Annotated in this window: 16 protein-coding genes; 10 read left to right on the top strand and 6 right to left on the bottom strand. The window is 62.0% G+C overall.

Going from position 1 to position 14,223, the window contains the following annotated elements; genetic code table 11:
• Positions 1 to 56: 56 nt before the first annotated feature.
• Both KTJ77_RS04005 and KTJ77_RS04000 read right to left on the bottom strand, forming a co-directional pair.
• Complete coding sequence (locus KTJ77_RS04005) at positions 57 to 590, bottom strand: DUF6264 family protein (RefSeq protein WP_217337199.1); 534 nt, start codon at positions 588 to 590, stop codon at positions 57 to 59.
• A complete protein-coding gene (locus tag KTJ77_RS04000; RefSeq protein WP_217338323.1) occupies positions 590 to 1,618 on the bottom strand; it encodes a 4-hydroxy-3-methylbut-2-enyl diphosphate reductase in 1,029 nt (342 codons plus the stop codon). Before KTJ77_RS04000 ends, KTJ77_RS04005 begins: the two co-directional genes overlap by 1 nt.
• 75 nt (positions 1,619 to 1,693) lie before the next feature.
• Here KTJ77_RS04000 and xseA point away from each other — a divergent pair, with 75 nt between their 5' ends.
• From xseA to KTJ77_RS03965, 7 genes are read left to right on the top strand one after another with little or no spacing between them, the layout of a single operon-like run.
• Entirely contained in the window at positions 1,694 to 2,953 is a 1,260-nt protein-coding gene (gene xseA, locus KTJ77_RS03995) for an exodeoxyribonuclease VII large subunit (RefSeq protein ID WP_217337198.1), read from the top strand.
• Between the two features lie 28 nt (positions 2,954 to 2,981).
• Complete coding sequence (locus tag KTJ77_RS03990; RefSeq protein WP_254367359.1) at positions 2,982 to 3,212, top strand: exodeoxyribonuclease VII small subunit; 231 nt, start codon at positions 2,982 to 2,984, stop codon at positions 3,210 to 3,212.
• Positions 3,212 to 3,844 (top strand): DUF4245 family protein, encoded by a 633-nt coding sequence (locus tag KTJ77_RS03985; RefSeq protein WP_217337196.1) that lies wholly within the window; start codon positions 3,212 to 3,214, stop codon positions 3,842 to 3,844. Before KTJ77_RS03990 ends, KTJ77_RS03985 begins: the two co-directional genes overlap by 1 nt.
• 32 nt (positions 3,845 to 3,876) lie before the next feature.
• A complete protein-coding gene (locus tag KTJ77_RS03980; RefSeq protein ID WP_217338322.1) occupies positions 3,877 to 4,482 on the top strand; it encodes a carbonic anhydrase in 606 nt (201 codons plus the stop codon).
• Positions 4,483 to 4,500: 18 nt separating this feature from the next.
• On the top strand, positions 4,501 to 5,907 hold the full coding sequence (locus KTJ77_RS03975) for an aspartate ammonia-lyase (RefSeq protein WP_217337195.1): 1,407 nt from the start codon (positions 4,501 to 4,503) through the stop codon (positions 5,905 to 5,907).
• A gap of 25 nt (positions 5,908 to 5,932) precedes the next feature.
• Positions 5,933 to 7,606 (top strand): ATP-binding protein, encoded by a 1,674-nt coding sequence (locus KTJ77_RS13365; RefSeq protein ID WP_254367358.1) that lies wholly within the window; start codon positions 5,933 to 5,935, stop codon positions 7,604 to 7,606.
• Positions 7,603 to 8,262, top strand: a complete 660-nt coding sequence (locus tag KTJ77_RS03965; protein WP_217337194.1) for a response regulator transcription factor — start codon at positions 7,603 to 7,605, stop codon at positions 8,260 to 8,262. The genes KTJ77_RS13365 and KTJ77_RS03965 overlap by 4 nt, the downstream gene beginning before the upstream one ends.
• A gap of 217 nt (positions 8,263 to 8,479) precedes the next feature.
• Here the strand turns inward: KTJ77_RS03965 and KTJ77_RS03960 are convergent, their stop codons facing one another.
• The 3 genes from KTJ77_RS03960 to KTJ77_RS03950 form a co-directional block, all read right to left on the bottom strand.
• The gene (locus KTJ77_RS03960; RefSeq protein WP_367948894.1) at positions 8,480 to 9,754 is read right to left on the bottom strand and encodes a PhoH family protein; all 1,275 of its coding nucleotides are present in this window, start codon (positions 9,752 to 9,754) and stop codon (positions 8,480 to 8,482) included.
• A gap of 330 nt (positions 9,755 to 10,084) precedes the next feature.
• Complete coding sequence (locus KTJ77_RS03955; RefSeq protein WP_217337192.1) at positions 10,085 to 11,206, bottom strand: aminotransferase class V-fold PLP-dependent enzyme; 1,122 nt, start codon at positions 11,204 to 11,206, stop codon at positions 10,085 to 10,087.
• A gap of 39 nt (positions 11,207 to 11,245) precedes the next feature.
• Positions 11,246 to 12,031: an isoprenyl transferase gene (locus tag KTJ77_RS03950; protein ID WP_217337191.1), complete on the bottom strand. Its 786-nt coding sequence runs from the start codon at positions 12,029 to 12,031 to the stop codon at positions 11,246 to 11,248.
• A gap of 67 nt (positions 12,032 to 12,098) precedes the next feature.
• Between KTJ77_RS03950 and KTJ77_RS03945 the strand changes: the two genes are divergently transcribed.
• On the top strand, positions 12,099 to 12,827 hold the full coding sequence (locus KTJ77_RS03945; protein WP_367948820.1) for a hemolysin III family protein: 729 nt from the start codon (positions 12,099 to 12,101) through the stop codon (positions 12,825 to 12,827).
• Between the two features lie 61 nt (positions 12,828 to 12,888).
• Here KTJ77_RS03945 and KTJ77_RS03940 read toward each other — a convergent pair whose 3' ends face one another.
• Positions 12,889 to 13,152 carry a hypothetical protein gene (locus KTJ77_RS03940; RefSeq protein WP_217337189.1) on the bottom strand — a complete coding sequence of 88 codons (264 nt, stop codon included), beginning with the start codon at positions 13,150 to 13,152 and terminating at the stop codon, positions 12,889 to 12,891.
• 64 nt (positions 13,153 to 13,216) lie between these two features.
• On the opposite strand from KTJ77_RS03940, the gene KTJ77_RS03935 reads away from it, so the two are divergent.
• Positions 13,217 to 13,609: a DUF4307 domain-containing protein gene (locus KTJ77_RS03935; RefSeq protein WP_217337188.1), complete on the top strand. Its 393-nt coding sequence runs from the start codon at positions 13,217 to 13,219 to the stop codon at positions 13,607 to 13,609.
• Positions 13,610 to 13,687: 78 nt separating this feature from the next.
• The gene (greA, locus tag KTJ77_RS03930) at positions 13,688 to 14,179 is read left to right on the top strand and encodes a transcription elongation factor GreA (protein ID WP_217337187.1); all 492 of its coding nucleotides are present in this window, start codon (positions 13,688 to 13,690) and stop codon (positions 14,177 to 14,179) included.
• Positions 14,180 to 14,223 lie beyond the last annotated feature (44 nt).

Here is a 14,223-nt window from a genome sequence, read left to right as displayed (position 1 = left end):
AGAAAATAGCCCCTGGTTCCGTCATCGGAACCAGGGGCTATTTCACGTTCAGGCGCTCAGCCTGCGCTCCGCGTGACATAGTCCACGAACGCGGGGTCTGACATCAGCGGAACCGAGATGCACGCCATCAGCACGACGTACGTCACGACGGCTCCGCCGACGGCAACAAACCAAGCACGCTTGTTCTGCTTCATGCGGGCGCGGGCGATCACGACGGTCGCAATGTAGCCAGCCACCAGGACGAGAGCGGAGATCAATCCCCACGTCTTGCCCGCGGCAAAGTTCGAGAACGAGCCGTCGACGCCCATCATGTCGTATGAGCGATCCACCATGGTGGCGAAGTCAAGGAACGAGAAGAACGAGGTGACCACGTTGAGCGCGCCAATCGCCAACAGGGCGATCGTGACAATACGGTCACCCTGGCGTGCTGCGCGCGCCGGATCCACCGGCGCCACCGGCGCGGTGAGTTGTTCCGGTGCCACCGGCGGGGCCAGGGGCTCAGGCATCGGCTCACGAATGTGAGCTCGTTGCTCTGTCTCTGACGCATACTCGCCGTACTGCGGACGAGGGCGGCCGTCACCGTCAGACACTAGCGACGACCGCCAAGCGCGCGCTCGTCCTTGCGGCCAGAAGCATCTTGACGAAGCTCCTTCGGCAGCGAGAACATCAGGTCTTCCTCTGCGGTGCGAACTTCTTCAACGTCGGCGTAGCCTGCGCCAGCCAACTCAGAGAGCACTTCCTGCACCAAAATCTCGGGAACAGAGGCGCCACTGGTCACACCGACCGTCTTCACGCCGTCGAGCCATTCCTGCTTGACCTCGTCAACGTAGTCAACGCGGTACGCAGCCTTGGCGCCATATTCCAGGGCAACTTCAACGAGGCGCACACTGTTCGACGAGTTCGCCGAACCAACCACGATCACCAGATCAGCGTCCTTCGCCACCTTCTTGATCGCAACCTGACGGTTCTGCGTCGCGTAGCAAATGTCGTCAGACGGCGGGTCTTGCAGGTTGGGGAAACGCTCACGCAAGCGACGCACCGTCTCCATCGTTTCATCGACCGAGAGCGTGGTCTGCGACAGCCACACGACCTTGTTCGGGTCGTGCACAACAACGGTGTCAGCCTCATCAGGCGAGTTCACGATCGTGACGTGATCCGGGGCTTCACCCGCGGTTCCCTCAACCTCTTCGTGACCTTCGTGACCGATCAGCAGAATTTGAAAGTCATCGCGGGCAAAGCGCACGGCCTCGCGGTGCACCTTGGTGACCAGCGGGCAGGTCGCATCAATCGCGTTCAGCTCGCGCTCCGCGGCAGCGTTCACGACGGCGGGTGAGACGCCGTGTGCACTGAAAACAACGTGGGCTCCCGGCGGAACCTCGTCAACCTCCTCAACGAAGATGGCCCCCATCTTCTCGAGCTCGGTCACGACATGGATGTTGTGCACGATCTGCTTGCGCACGTAAACCGGCGCGCCGTAGCGCTCCAGCGCCTTCTCCACAGCCACCACTGCGCGGTCAACGCCGGCGCAGTATCCTCGGGGAGCGGCAAGCAGAACCTTCTTGGGCCCGTCAACCGGGATATTCTGGAGTCGTTCACGACGCCCAGGGATACGGGGAATAGGCAGACGCACGGCGGAGGTAGTCACCCTCCGATTCTACCGGTGAACAACTGATCAAGCCCCGAGAGGACACGCATGACCAACCCGGCGAGCGGCCCATCATTCACGCCCGCGGTGCGGCCACGAGACTCCACCGCAGACATGCCCTGCCAGGTCGGCGACCTGGGCCGCGATATGCGCGACTACATTGCGCGTTTGGGCTCGCCCTGGGTCGAGGGTGAAATCACCGAGTGGAACCATCGGGCCGTCGGCACGTTTGCCACCCTGCGCGACGTGAATGGTGACGCGGTCATTCGCCTCACGATCTGGTCGAGCGTGCGCATCCGCATTCCACAAGACATTAAGGCTGGCGACCGCGTCGTCGTCTGCGTGAAGCCGGAATATCGCGCACAGCGCGGCGAACTAAGCTTCATCGTCTCCGCCATGAAGCACGTCGGCCTCGGTGACCTGCTGGAGAAACTGGAACGTCTGCGTCAGCAGCTCCGTGCCGAAGGACTCCTCGACCCGTCACGTAAAAAGAAGCTCCCCTTCCTCCCCGCCACGATCGGCCTCATCACCGGTAAGGCGACAGACGCCGAAAAAGACGTGCTGCGAAACGCCGAACTGCGCTGGCCAAGCGTGTCATTCCGCGTCGAACACGCGGCCGTTCAGGGCGAGCAGTCTGTGCCGCAACTTCTGGCCGCACTCGCGAAACTCGAGGCCGACCCCACCGTTGACGTGATCATCTTTGCACGCGGCGGTGGCGATTTCCAAGACCTCCTCGGCTTCAGCGATGAGCGCCTGCTACGCGCCGTCGCCGCCGCACAAACCCCCATTGTCAGCGCGATTGGTCACGAAAACGATCGCCCCCTTCTCGACGACGTCGCGGACCTCCGCGCCTCCACCCCGACCGACGCAGCCAAGCGCGTGGTTCCGGATGTCTCAGAACAGCTCGCGCTCGTTCGCGACGCGCGCTCGCGCATCATGACCCGTCTCGCCGGTCGGCTCCAGCACGAACAGCACGTCATCGAGCAGCTCCATTCGCGACCGGTGCTGGCCAACCCTGAGCGGTGGTTGCAGGACCGTGAGCTCCAGATCGAGCAGTCCATCTCGCGCATCCATGCGCGCACGGGTCTGCGCCTTGAGCAGGAGACAACACGCATCAGCCGCCTTCATGCCTCCCTCGGCGCCCTCTCCCCGCTGAGCACCCTTGAGCGCGGCTACGCGATCGTGCAACGCACCGGCGACGGCATCGTGCGCGCACCTGCCGATGCCCCCGAGGGTACCGAGCTCATCGTCAAGTTGGCTGACGGAACCATTGGTGCCGTCTCGCACGGGCAGAGCGCGGAAGTTTAGCCCGCAGATCGCAACTAGGATGGAGAGTATGAGCGACGCACAGACCGCGGAATTCGCTGACGTCAACGATTTATCGTTTGAACAGGCGCGCGACGAACTCACTCAGGTGGTTGCCCAACTCGAGCAGGGCGCACCCACGCTCGAGCGATCCATCGCTCTCTGGGAGCGTGGCGAAGTGCTATATCAGCGCTGCGAAGAGTGGCTCCTCGGCGCCAAGAAGCGCCTCGATGCCGCACGCGGCGTGGCGGGTGAGGACTAATGGGGCGCGTTGTTGCTGAGCTCGGTCGCCCCGAGACGCCTGGCGAAACGGCGGCACGCAAGGCTGAGTCGTCGCGCATCTATCGCGGCAGCCAGACGATGCGCAACCTGATTGCGGCTCTCATCGCAACGGTCGGTGTCGTCCTGATCATCGTTCTCATGGTTCCGCGCGGAGAGATCGAGCGGCCATCCGATATCGATGTCGCCGCCATTGCCGAGCGCGTCGAACGCGACATCAAGCACCCCGTCGTGGTGCCGCCGGTGTCCGACGAGTGGCGCGTGAACTCCGCGAAACTGGTCAATGGCGCGCCGTCAACGTGGGAGATCATCTACGCACCAGGCGACGGCCAGGGCTTCTTGCGTGTTTCGCAGGGTCTCAGCGCCGACGAGGGGTGGGCTAGCCGCGAGCTTCCCACCGGCAAGCTCGGCGAGATTGTGACGCTCGATGGCATTGCTTGGCAGTCCTATACCTTCTCCGACCCGTCAAAGGCGGGCAACATCTCGTATGCACTCAGCACGAAGGCGGGCATCGATACCGTTCTGATTTTCGGCTCGTCCCCCGACAAGCTGATGAAAGATACCGCGTCGAAGCTTGCCCCTCACATTGAAGAACTGAAAGAAGCCGCGCAGTGACAGAGCTCACGCCCGCCCAGTCCTGGGCTGAAATGCAGGCCGGTAACGAACGATTCGTTGCCGGAACCCCAAAGCACCCGCACCAGGATGCGATGCATCGGCTGGAGATTTCTGCCGCGCAGCGACCGCACGCGATGGTCTTCGGCTGCTCTGACTCCCGTCTCGCCGCAGAAATCATCTTTGACGAGGGCCTCGGCGATGTATTTGTGATCCGTAACGCGGGTCAGGTCATCTCTGAATCCGTCGTGGGTTCGCTTGAGTACGGCGTCGCCGCTCTCGGCATTCCACTGATCGTGGTGCTGGGTCACGACGCTTGCGGTGCGGTTGCTGCCGCCATCGAGAGCGCAAACCCGAACCCGCCTGAGCTGCCGATGCAGGTATGGCGCCAGATTGCGCCCATCGTTCCGGCCGTGCACCGCGTCATGAAAGAGACAGGCACAACGCCACACACGGTGTCGCCCGAAGCCGTCGGCCGCGACCACTTGCGTGCCACCGTCTCCGGCATTCTGAACGCCTCGGAGCTCATTCAGGAGGCCGTCAATGCCGGCAAGGTCGCCATTGTTGCGGCCAACTATCGACTTACTGAGGGCACGGCAGTGCCCGACTTCATCGTCGGCCCCGCGACTGCGGACGCCTGACCAACCCATCAGCAAAACATGAGGAGAATCGTGGCTGACACCGAATACCGTATTGAGCACGACACGATGGGCGAAGTTCGCGTCCCCGTGAACGCCCTGTACAGCGCCCAGACGCAGCGTGCCGTCGAGAACTTCCCCATCTCAGGCAAGGGACTGGAGTCGACGCAGATCGCAGCCCTGGCTCGCATCAAGAAGGCCGCGGCCCTCGCGAACAAGGAGTTGGGTGTTCTGGACGCCGCGATCGCTGACGCGATTGCGGCCGCTGCTGACGACGTCGCCACCGGCGAGTACGACGCGCACTTCCCGGTCGACACCTACCAGACCGGTTCGGGCACGAGCTCGAACATGAACATGAACGAGGTGCTTGCAAACCTCGCCACCACCAAGCTCGGCTCGCCCGTTCACCCGAACGACCACGTCAACGCATCGCAGTCGTCCAACGATGTGTTCCCGACCTCGGTCCACGTCGCTGTGACGCAGGCCATCATTGATGACCTGATCCCCGCGCTTGACCACCTCGCGGTTGCTCTCGAGGCCAAGGCCGTGCTCTGGAAGGACGCCGTTAAGTCGGGCCGCACCCACCTGATGGACGCTACGCCCGTCACCCTGGGCCAGGAGTTCGGCGGTTACGCCCGTCAGATCCGCCTCGGCATCGAGCGTGTCCGCGCCGCCCTCCCCCGCGTCGCTGAGGTTCCGCTCGGTGGCACCGCGGTCGGCACCGGCATCAACACGCCGCTCGGCTTCCCGCAGAAGGTTATCGAGCTGCTTGCAGCCGAGACCGAGCTGCCGATCACGGAGGCAAAGGACCACTTCGAGGCTCAGGCAAACCGTGACGGTCTCGTCGAGGCATCAGGTGCGCTGCGCGTTATCGCTGTGTCGCTGACGAAGATCAACAACGACCTGCGCTGGATGGGTTCTGGCCCCAACACGGGTCTCGGCGAGTTGCACATCCCTGACCTGCAGCCGGGTTCGTCGATCATGCCAGGCAAGGTCAACCCGGTTGTTCCGGAAGCCGTGCTGATGGTCGCCGCGCGCGTCATCGGTAACGACGCTACGGTCGCCTGGGCAGGCGCTTCTGGCTCGTTCGAGCTCAACGTTGCCATCCCGGTGATGGGAACGGCTCTGCTTGAGTCGATCCGCCTGATCTCCAACGCTGTGCGTGTGCTCGCTGACAAGACGATCGATGGCCTGGAGGCTAACCTCGAGCGTGCAGCCGCATTCGCTGGCATGTCGCCCTCGATCGTGACCCCGCTGAACAAGGTCATCGGCTACGAGGCAGCGGCGAAGATCGCCAAGCACGCTGTTGCTAAGGGCATCACAGTTCGCGAGGCCGTCATCGACCTCGGCTACGTTGAGCGCGGCGAGATCACCGAAGAGGTACTCGACCAAAAGCTCGACCTGCTGTCGATGACACACGCAGGCTAAGCACCCGTTCCCCGATAATCGGAGAATGAGTAAACCTGGTCGTTCGGTTCCGACGCGCGTCCGCCTGATCATCGCAATCCTCTCGATTGCGATGATCGGGTTCACGCTCGCCGGCTCGATCGCGTTTGCAATGCAACGAGACCGCATTGTGCACGCCGTCGATGAAAGACTGAACGACCAGGTTGCTGCGTTAACGGGGGCGCATGATCCGCAACCGGTGGACGTGTTGGTGACGCCTCCGCCTGCTTCGATCACCCCGCCGACGCCCACAACCTTCGATTCGGTCGAGGAAGCGCTCTACGACGCTGTTGCGCGCCTAGCTCCCGGATCAAACGCGGCATCGTTTGCGATCGTTGACGGTATCCCTACGTACCGCGCAGCGCACGTGCCATCGCTCGGCCTCGCCGCAGACGAAAACATTGTGGCAACCATCGTCAGCGACGTGCTAGCGGCAAACGAGCCGGTCTTCGGAACCGCGACGACGGCAGCGGGGACCGCCCGCTACGTCGCCATTCCTGTGCAGGTCGCCGATAGCGCGCAGGTCGGCATCTATGTGCACGTCGTCAACCTGTCAGCCGAGTTCGCGCCACTGACCGCGAGCATCTTGATCTACCTCATCACCGTTGGCGCCTGTCTTATCGTGATGGGCGTCGTATCCTGGTTCATCCTCGCGCGACTCTTGCCAGCCACTTCAGGGCCGAACGGTGGTGTCGCTGCCGGCGATGCGTGGCTCGCCCCCGAGCCCACGAGCGCACCGACCTTTACGCCACCGCCCTCCGGCATGGTTCCAGCGCCCTCCGGCATGGTTCCAGCGCCCTCCGGCATGGTTCCAGCGCCCTCCGGCATGGTTCCAGCGCCCTCCGGCATGGTTCCGCCGCTCACTGTCCCTCCCGCGCCTTCTCCCCCGCTGACGGCGCCTGCCCCACAGACTCAGGCCCCGTCGAATGCCGACCTATTTGATCAGGTCGAGGGGTCGCTCAAAGCACAACGGCAATTGCTCGACGATGTGCGCCACGAGCTCAAGACCCCCATCACGATCGTGCGTGGATACCTCGAGATGATGAACGTCTCTGACCCGTTTGACGTTCAGGCCGCACGAGAGATCGGTATATCTGAGCTTGACCGCATGACGCGTCTCGTCGAAGACATCGACACGCTCGCCACCGTTGAGGGTGACGAGTACACCATGGGGTCAATCGACATCGCGCGATTGACCGAACGCGTGGGAGACCTCATCTCCGTGATCCCCGGACACACCTGGCAAGTGACGCGTGTTGCCGATGGCATCATCCGCGGTAACTCTGACCGCGTCCTGCAGGCGTGGCTCGCGCTCTGTGACAACGCGGCAAAGTACACGCCTGAGGGTTCCGTCATTGAGATTGGCAGCGCCCACACACTCGACAGCATGATGATGTGGGTGCGCGACCATGGCCCTGGCATTCCGCCGGCCGCACGCCATCGTATCTTCCGCCGTTTTGATCGTGGCTCCGGAAAACGTGAGGTCGGCGGCTCAGGGCTAGGCTTGGCGATTGTCGATGTGATTGCGCGCGCGCACGGCGGATCGTGTAGCGTCAGCGAGACACCCGGTGGTGGAGCAACCTTCGCCATCCATGTGCCACTTCGGCTGGGCGGGGGAACCACGTTGCCCGCGCCTGTGCGTGCTGGAGACGTTGTACAACAGCGAGAGGAACAAGAATGACGAGGATCCTGATCGCAGAGGACGAGTCACGTATTTCGGCGTTTGTTGCCAAGGGACTCGAGGCCGCGGGATACCCCACAACCGTCGTCGAAGACGGTGCGGAAGCCCTGGAGTTTGCTCTCAGCGGCGATTTTGACCTCCTCCTCCTCGACGTCGGCCTCCCGTCAATGGACGGCTTTGACGTGTTGACGCATTTGCGTGGCCAGGGTGCGTCGTTGCCTGTCATCATGCTGACGGCCAGGTCATCGACCCGCGACACCGTTGAGGGCCTTGAGACCGGTGCAAACGACTACATCACGAAGCCGTTCAAGTTCGACGAGCTGCTTGCTCGCGTGCGTGTGCGTCTGCGTGAGGGCTCGCTCGCTGCAACATCCACCACGGTTCAGCACCGTGATGTCACCCTTGACGTGATTGGTCGCCGTGCGATCGTCAGCGGCCGTGAAGTGGAGCTGTCGGCCCGTGAGTTCGCGCTCGCCGAGCAATTCTTGCGTCACGCCGGGCAGATCCTCAGTCGCGAGCAGCTTCTCAGCCGGGTGTGGGGTCTTGACTTTGACCCGGGTTCCAACGTCGTCGACGTGTACGTGCGGTACCTGCGCACCAAGTTCGGAGCGGAACGCATTGAAACGGTCCGCGGTTCCGGTTACCGGTGGCAGTAACCCAATGAGGAAGCCCCCGGCACTCAGTGCCAGGGGCCTCGAAGGAAGCGGACCCGAAACCGCTTAGACACTCACCGAAACAGTGTTGTCTACCCTCTCATTTCTTCTCCCGGGGAGACGGGAGGTGGGCACGAATGCCTCGTTAACTATTGTCGCGCGCATTTTCTGGTTCCGATACATATTTGCGTGAGATTCTTCTCATGCTCGTGAGCACGCCTCACGTCAGTTCGTTGGATTCGAGCAGTTCGGTCACCAGTGCCGCAATGGCAGACCGCTCCGACCGCATCAGCGTCACATGTCCGAAGAGGTCGTGGCCCTTCAACGTCTCAATAACCGAAGCAATTCCGTCGTGACGCCCCACCCGCAAATTATCGCGCTGTGCCACATCGTGAGTCAGGACGACGCGTGAGTGTTGACCGATGCGGCTGAGGACGGTCAACAGCACATTGCGTTCAAGCGACTGCGCCTCGTCGACGATGACAAACGCATCGTGCAGCGAGCGACCACGGATGTGCGTGAGCGGAAGGACCTCAAGCAGCCCCCGTTCGACGACTTCGTCCATCACGTTGCCTGAGACCACGGAACCAAGCGTGTCAAACACAGCCTGACCCCAGGGATTCATCTTCTCGCCCTGGTCACCCGGCAAGTAGCCGAGCTCTTGACCGCCGACCGCGAACAGGGGGCGGAACACCAGAATCTTGCGTTGTTGCTGGCGCTCCAGCACCGCTTCCAGTCCCGCGCAGAGTGCGAGCGCGGACTTCCCCGTTCCTGCTCGACCTCCCAGCGACACGATGCCCACTTCCGGGTCAAGGAGCAGGTCGATAGCGACACGTTGCTCAGCCGAGCGGCCGTGGAGACCGAAGACGTCGCGGTCGCCCCGAATCAGGCGATACGAGCCGTTGCCCGTGACGCGGGCAAGGGCTGAGCCACGCTCGGAGTGAATCACCATGCCGGTGTTGACCGGAATCCCTGCGGCGTCTTCGTGTGAGCCCACTTCAGACTCGTAAAGATCGGCCATCTCATCACCGGAGAGATTCAGGGTTGTCATGCCCGTCCACCCCGAATCGAGTGCTTGCTCCGCCAGGTATTCATCCGCGTCGATACCGAGCGATGCCGCTTTCACCCGCAGCGGCAAGTCTTTCGACACCACGGTGACGTTCCCGCCGTTCTGCGCAAGGTGGACAGCCACTGCCAGAATGCGCGTGTCATTGTCGTTGAGTCGTACGCCTGCAGGCAATATCGACGCGTCCGCGTGGTTGAGTTCAACCCTCAGCGTGCCGCACTCCCCCACTTCAACGGGAAAGTCCAAGCGGCCATGCGCAATGCGAAGGTCATCGAGGTGGCGGAGGGCCTGTCTGGCAAAGTAGCCAAGCTCAGGGTCATGCCGCTTCGCTTCCAATTCGGTGATGACAACCACAGGCAACACCACAGTGTGCTCAGCGAAGCGGAATATGGCCCGCGGATCGCTCAGCAGCACTGAGGTATCCAGAATGTACGTGCGAACGCCCGCCGAAACATCAAACGCGACGGAATCATCCGTCGCGTTGTGCGTCTGTCGGTTGGTACCTTGCCGCGTTTGTGTGTTCACAGTCGACTCCGACCCGGGAGATTCCCCCAGCTATCAAGTCGGCAAGGACACGGGCTGTGCCGCTTCCAAGCCGACCCGCATAGGCGCTTTGCCTATTGAGATGAAAGTAAACGAGGCCCGACGCGAATGCGAGTCTTCTCGTCAGCGTGTCGATGACATTCTCATGAACGGATCATGTCGCCAGCAACCGGTGCACGCACCGTCGAGAATTGCCAGTACACGCACCGTCAAGAATTAGTGTGCGTGCTGCGCGAACGCGGCGACCGCGTCTTCAAACATCCGCATCGTCTCGTCATCCGTACCGGCGTGCACGGCAACGCGAACGGAACCAGAGCGTGTGGTTGTCACGAGTCCGCCGTTGGCGAGAGAGGCGCCGAGCATCGCCGCGCCGTCATTGCGCGGTGCCAGCGCCACGATGCCGGCGCGTTGGCCTGCTCCGCGAGGCGTGATCACATCAATATCAAAGCGGTCCGCGATCGCAATGACCTCGGCGGTGCGCTGACCCAACTCCGCTTCGATGGACTCCACGCCCACCGAGACGACGTCTTGGAGGCCGGCCACCAGGCGCGCGCATGCCAGGAAGTCGGGTGCGGAGGTTTGGAAGGCTGCCGCGGTCGGCGCGGGCTTTCCCACCGCGTCAAGAATGAGTCCGCCGTCAAGGCCAGCGACGTTAGACAGCACCGGGTCAAGTCGGTTGCGAGCCTCATCCGAGAACGATGCCCAGCCTCCCCCGCGTCCGGCCCTGAGCCATTTGTAGCCGTTACCGGTCACGACGTCGGCGGCGGCGTAGTCCGCCTGAACCACGCCGAATCCCTGCACGGCATCGACGATCAGCAACCGGTCATCGCCAATCACGTCACGGATTGCAGCGAGATCTGCTCGGTACCCGGTACGAAAATCGACCAGGCTCACGACAACCGCTGAGGTCTCTGGCGTCAGGGCCTCGGCAATCGCCTCGGGCGTCATCATGTTGTCCGGAGGGGTGATGAATTGCGCGCTGATGCGTCCCATCGCCTCGGCGGCGCGCGTGATGCCGACCGTAATGCTCGGCCACTCCCCCGTCGACGCCATCACCGCACCAGAGGTAATGCCGTAGATGGCGTGCTGCAGGCCGTGCGTGGTCGACGGCTGGTAGGTCATCCAGTCCAACGGAACGTCAAGCAGCTGCGACAGCATGTCGCGCGCTTCAGCAGCATGTTCGTTGACCAGGTCGATGCCTGACTGTCGACCGGATACGTAAAGATCTGCGTCAACACGCACATCCTCAATCACCGTGGTCGAAAGCGGGCCGAAAGCGGCCCAGTTCAGGTACCCCGGCTCGACCGCAAAGGTCGCGCGGAACTCATCGATAGTCACCCTGCCATTCTGGCACGGCGCCGTGATGGGTGGGTTGTGCTACCCCCCGAAACGACGATCGCGGCTCGCGTAATCGCGAATCGCGCGTAAGAAGTCGACCTCGCGTAGGTCTGGGCCGAGGGCCTCCACAAAATAGAACTCACTGTGGGCGCTCTGCCACAGCAAGAAATCGCTGAGTCGCTGTTCACCTGAGGTACGAATGACAAGATCCGGATCAGCTTGGCCGCCGGTGTAGAGGTGCTCGCCAATGATCTCTGGCGTGAGACTCTCCGCCAACTCTTGAATGGTTCCGCCCCTGGCATCATGCTCCGCAAGAATGGAACGCACCGCGTCCACAATTTCGTTGCGACCGCCGTAACCGACAGCAAGGTTGACGTGAAGACCCGTATGAGAGCGTGTGCGCTCACTGGCGTCGTGAAGAACGCGCGCCAGGTCAGGTGGGAGGATATCCGTGCGCCCCACAATTTTTACGCGCCAATTGCGCTCGCGCGACAGCGCATCGGCCAATTCGGCGATGATGTCGATGAGATCCGCCAGCTCTTTGGCATCGCGCTTACGCAAATTGTCGGCAGAAAGCAGGTAGAGCGAGACCACTTTGATGCCGAGGTCATCACACCAACCGAGAAACTCCCGCATCTTCGCTGCTCCCGCACGGTGACCGTGCGCGGGAGTGGCGTATCCGAGTTGCTTTGCCCAGCGGCGGTTGCCGTCGATCATCATGGCGACATGGTGCGGCACGGTTAGCTGCGCAAGCTGTCGTCGCAGGCGCGCCGTATACAGGCGATAAAGCGGCCCTGCTCCATCGCCGTTCTGTCCGAAGGTCACCCTCTTACGCTACCGCTCGAAACGGCATGTGCCGTGCATGGCATACAAAACGCCGTACGCTCAGAGAGTGACTAATGAGCAGATTCCGGCCCCTCTCCCGCAGTTGCCGCTGCTCGAAGACGCGACCGTAAATAACAACGTCGAGATCAAACCGACGTGGCGTGGTTGGATTCACGCGGGAACCTTCCCGGTGACGATCGCCGCAGGCATCGTCCTCATCGGGTTGGCCGAAGGCACCGGAGCAAAATGGGCCAGTGCCGTTTTCATGGCAAGTTCCATGCTGTTGTTCGGCAATTCGGCTCTATACCACCGCTTCAATTGGCGGCCAACGGTGAAGGCCATCTTCAAGCGCATTGACCACGCCAACATTATGTTGCTGATCGCCGGAACCTACACACCGATTGCGATGCTGGCTTTGCCTCCCGAAAAGGGTGCGCTCCTGCTCGGACTCGTGTGGGGTGGAGCGATCGCCGGAATTCTATTTCGCGTATTTTGGATCAACGCCCCCCGCTGGCTGTACGTCGCGATCTATTTGGCTCTCGGCTGGGCCGCCATGATGTACATCGTTGATCTGCTCAACGCCAACGTCGCCATGATGGTGCTGGTGTGTGTGGGCGGCCTGCTCTACACGGGTGGCGCCATCGTCTACGCCATGAAGAAACCGAACCCCTGGCCTGGCCACTTCGGGTTCCACGAGATTTTCCACGTCTGTACGGTGCTGGCATTCCTCTGCCACTGGACGGCATGTCTGCTCATCGCGCTCGACCCGTTGTCCCCATCGCTCGGTATGCCGTAACGGTCGGCGCAATAAAAAACTGGCGATTGCGTGAGCGCATCGCCAGTTTTTGTATCTGCGGTTACTTTGCGTCGTCGCCGCCAGGTTCCGGAGCCTGCCCGGCGGCCTGAGCGGCTTCTTCCGCATCGAGCTCAGCGCGCACCTCATCGCGATAACGGGTGCGACGGATACGACGTTGCATATCCGCGATCAGGAGGAAGACGAGAATAACGACGATCGCGATTGCCGCGAATCCGATCGGACCAGGGGTGACCAGATCCGGGTCTACCTCCATCGTCGGGGTGGGCGTCGGCGTAACCTCCGCAAGCAGGGAGTACAGGTACATCGAATCCTCTTTTCGGGTAACAGCGCGTAGCCTGGTACCAAGCCTATCTCCGAACAGGAACAGCATGACCTCCCTTGCACTCGATGACCGTTACGGACGCACCACATCACCCAATAAAAAGCGCTTGACGTGGGGTGCTGTCGGCATCGTGGCCGTTGCCGTTGTCGGCTATTTCGGGTGGACGACTGTGGCCTCGAACATGAACGCGGTCTCCGTCGATGACCTCGGCTTCGTTGTCGTCGACGACAACACCACGGCGGTGTCCTTCCAGTTCACGGCACCGGCTGGCCGCGACGTGGTGTGCGCCATTGAAGCGCTGGACGAAGAGTTCGGCGCCGTCGGCTACAGCCTGGTTACGTATCCCGCCGGGGATCATCGCGCACAAAAGCACAACGAAAACATTCGAACGGTCGCCGAAGCCACAACGGGTTTTGTCAGCGGCTGTTGGGTTGCCTAAGATAGCGGCAACGAATAACGCCCGGGCTTCGGCCGGGCGTTGTTGCTTATCTCCCCTCCGCAATGGAAGGAGCCAGTGATGGCTGACGAAAAAACGGTCACCTTTTTGACCCAGGAAGCATACGACCGTTTGGCGGCCGAGCTTGAAGAGATCTCGACAGTCGGACGCGTCGAGATCGCGAAGAAGATTGAGGCTGCCCGCGAAGAGGGCGACCTTAAAGAAAACGGCGGCTACCACGCCGCAAAAGACGAGCAGGGCAAGCAGGAAGCACGCATCCGTCAGCTCGAGGCGCTGCTGAAGAGCGCCACGGTTGGCGACGCACCGGCAAGCCGTGGTGTTGTCGAACCCGGAACCGTTGTGACGGCAGTCATTGCAGGAGATGAAGAGGTCTTCCTGCTGGGCAACCGCGAAATCGGTGCGAACAGCTCGCTCGACGTCTACAGCGAAGCGAGCCCCCTTGGCGCGGCGATCATGGGCCTCAAGGAGGGGGAAGAAACCTCCTTTGAGACCCCGAACGGCAAGAAGATCGCCGTTTCGGTCGTGAAGGTCGACACCTACACGGGTCAGTAATAGCCAAAGCGAGGAGCCCTGCACAACAATTCGTTGTGCAGGGC

It is taken from the genome of Microbacterium sp. NC79 (genome assembly GCF_019061125.1).
GTDB lineage: Bacteria > Actinomycetota > Actinomycetes > Actinomycetales > Microbacteriaceae > Microbacterium.
Note: the sequence above shows the minus strand (reverse complement) of the source record. Positions and strands in the feature narration are given on the sequence as shown.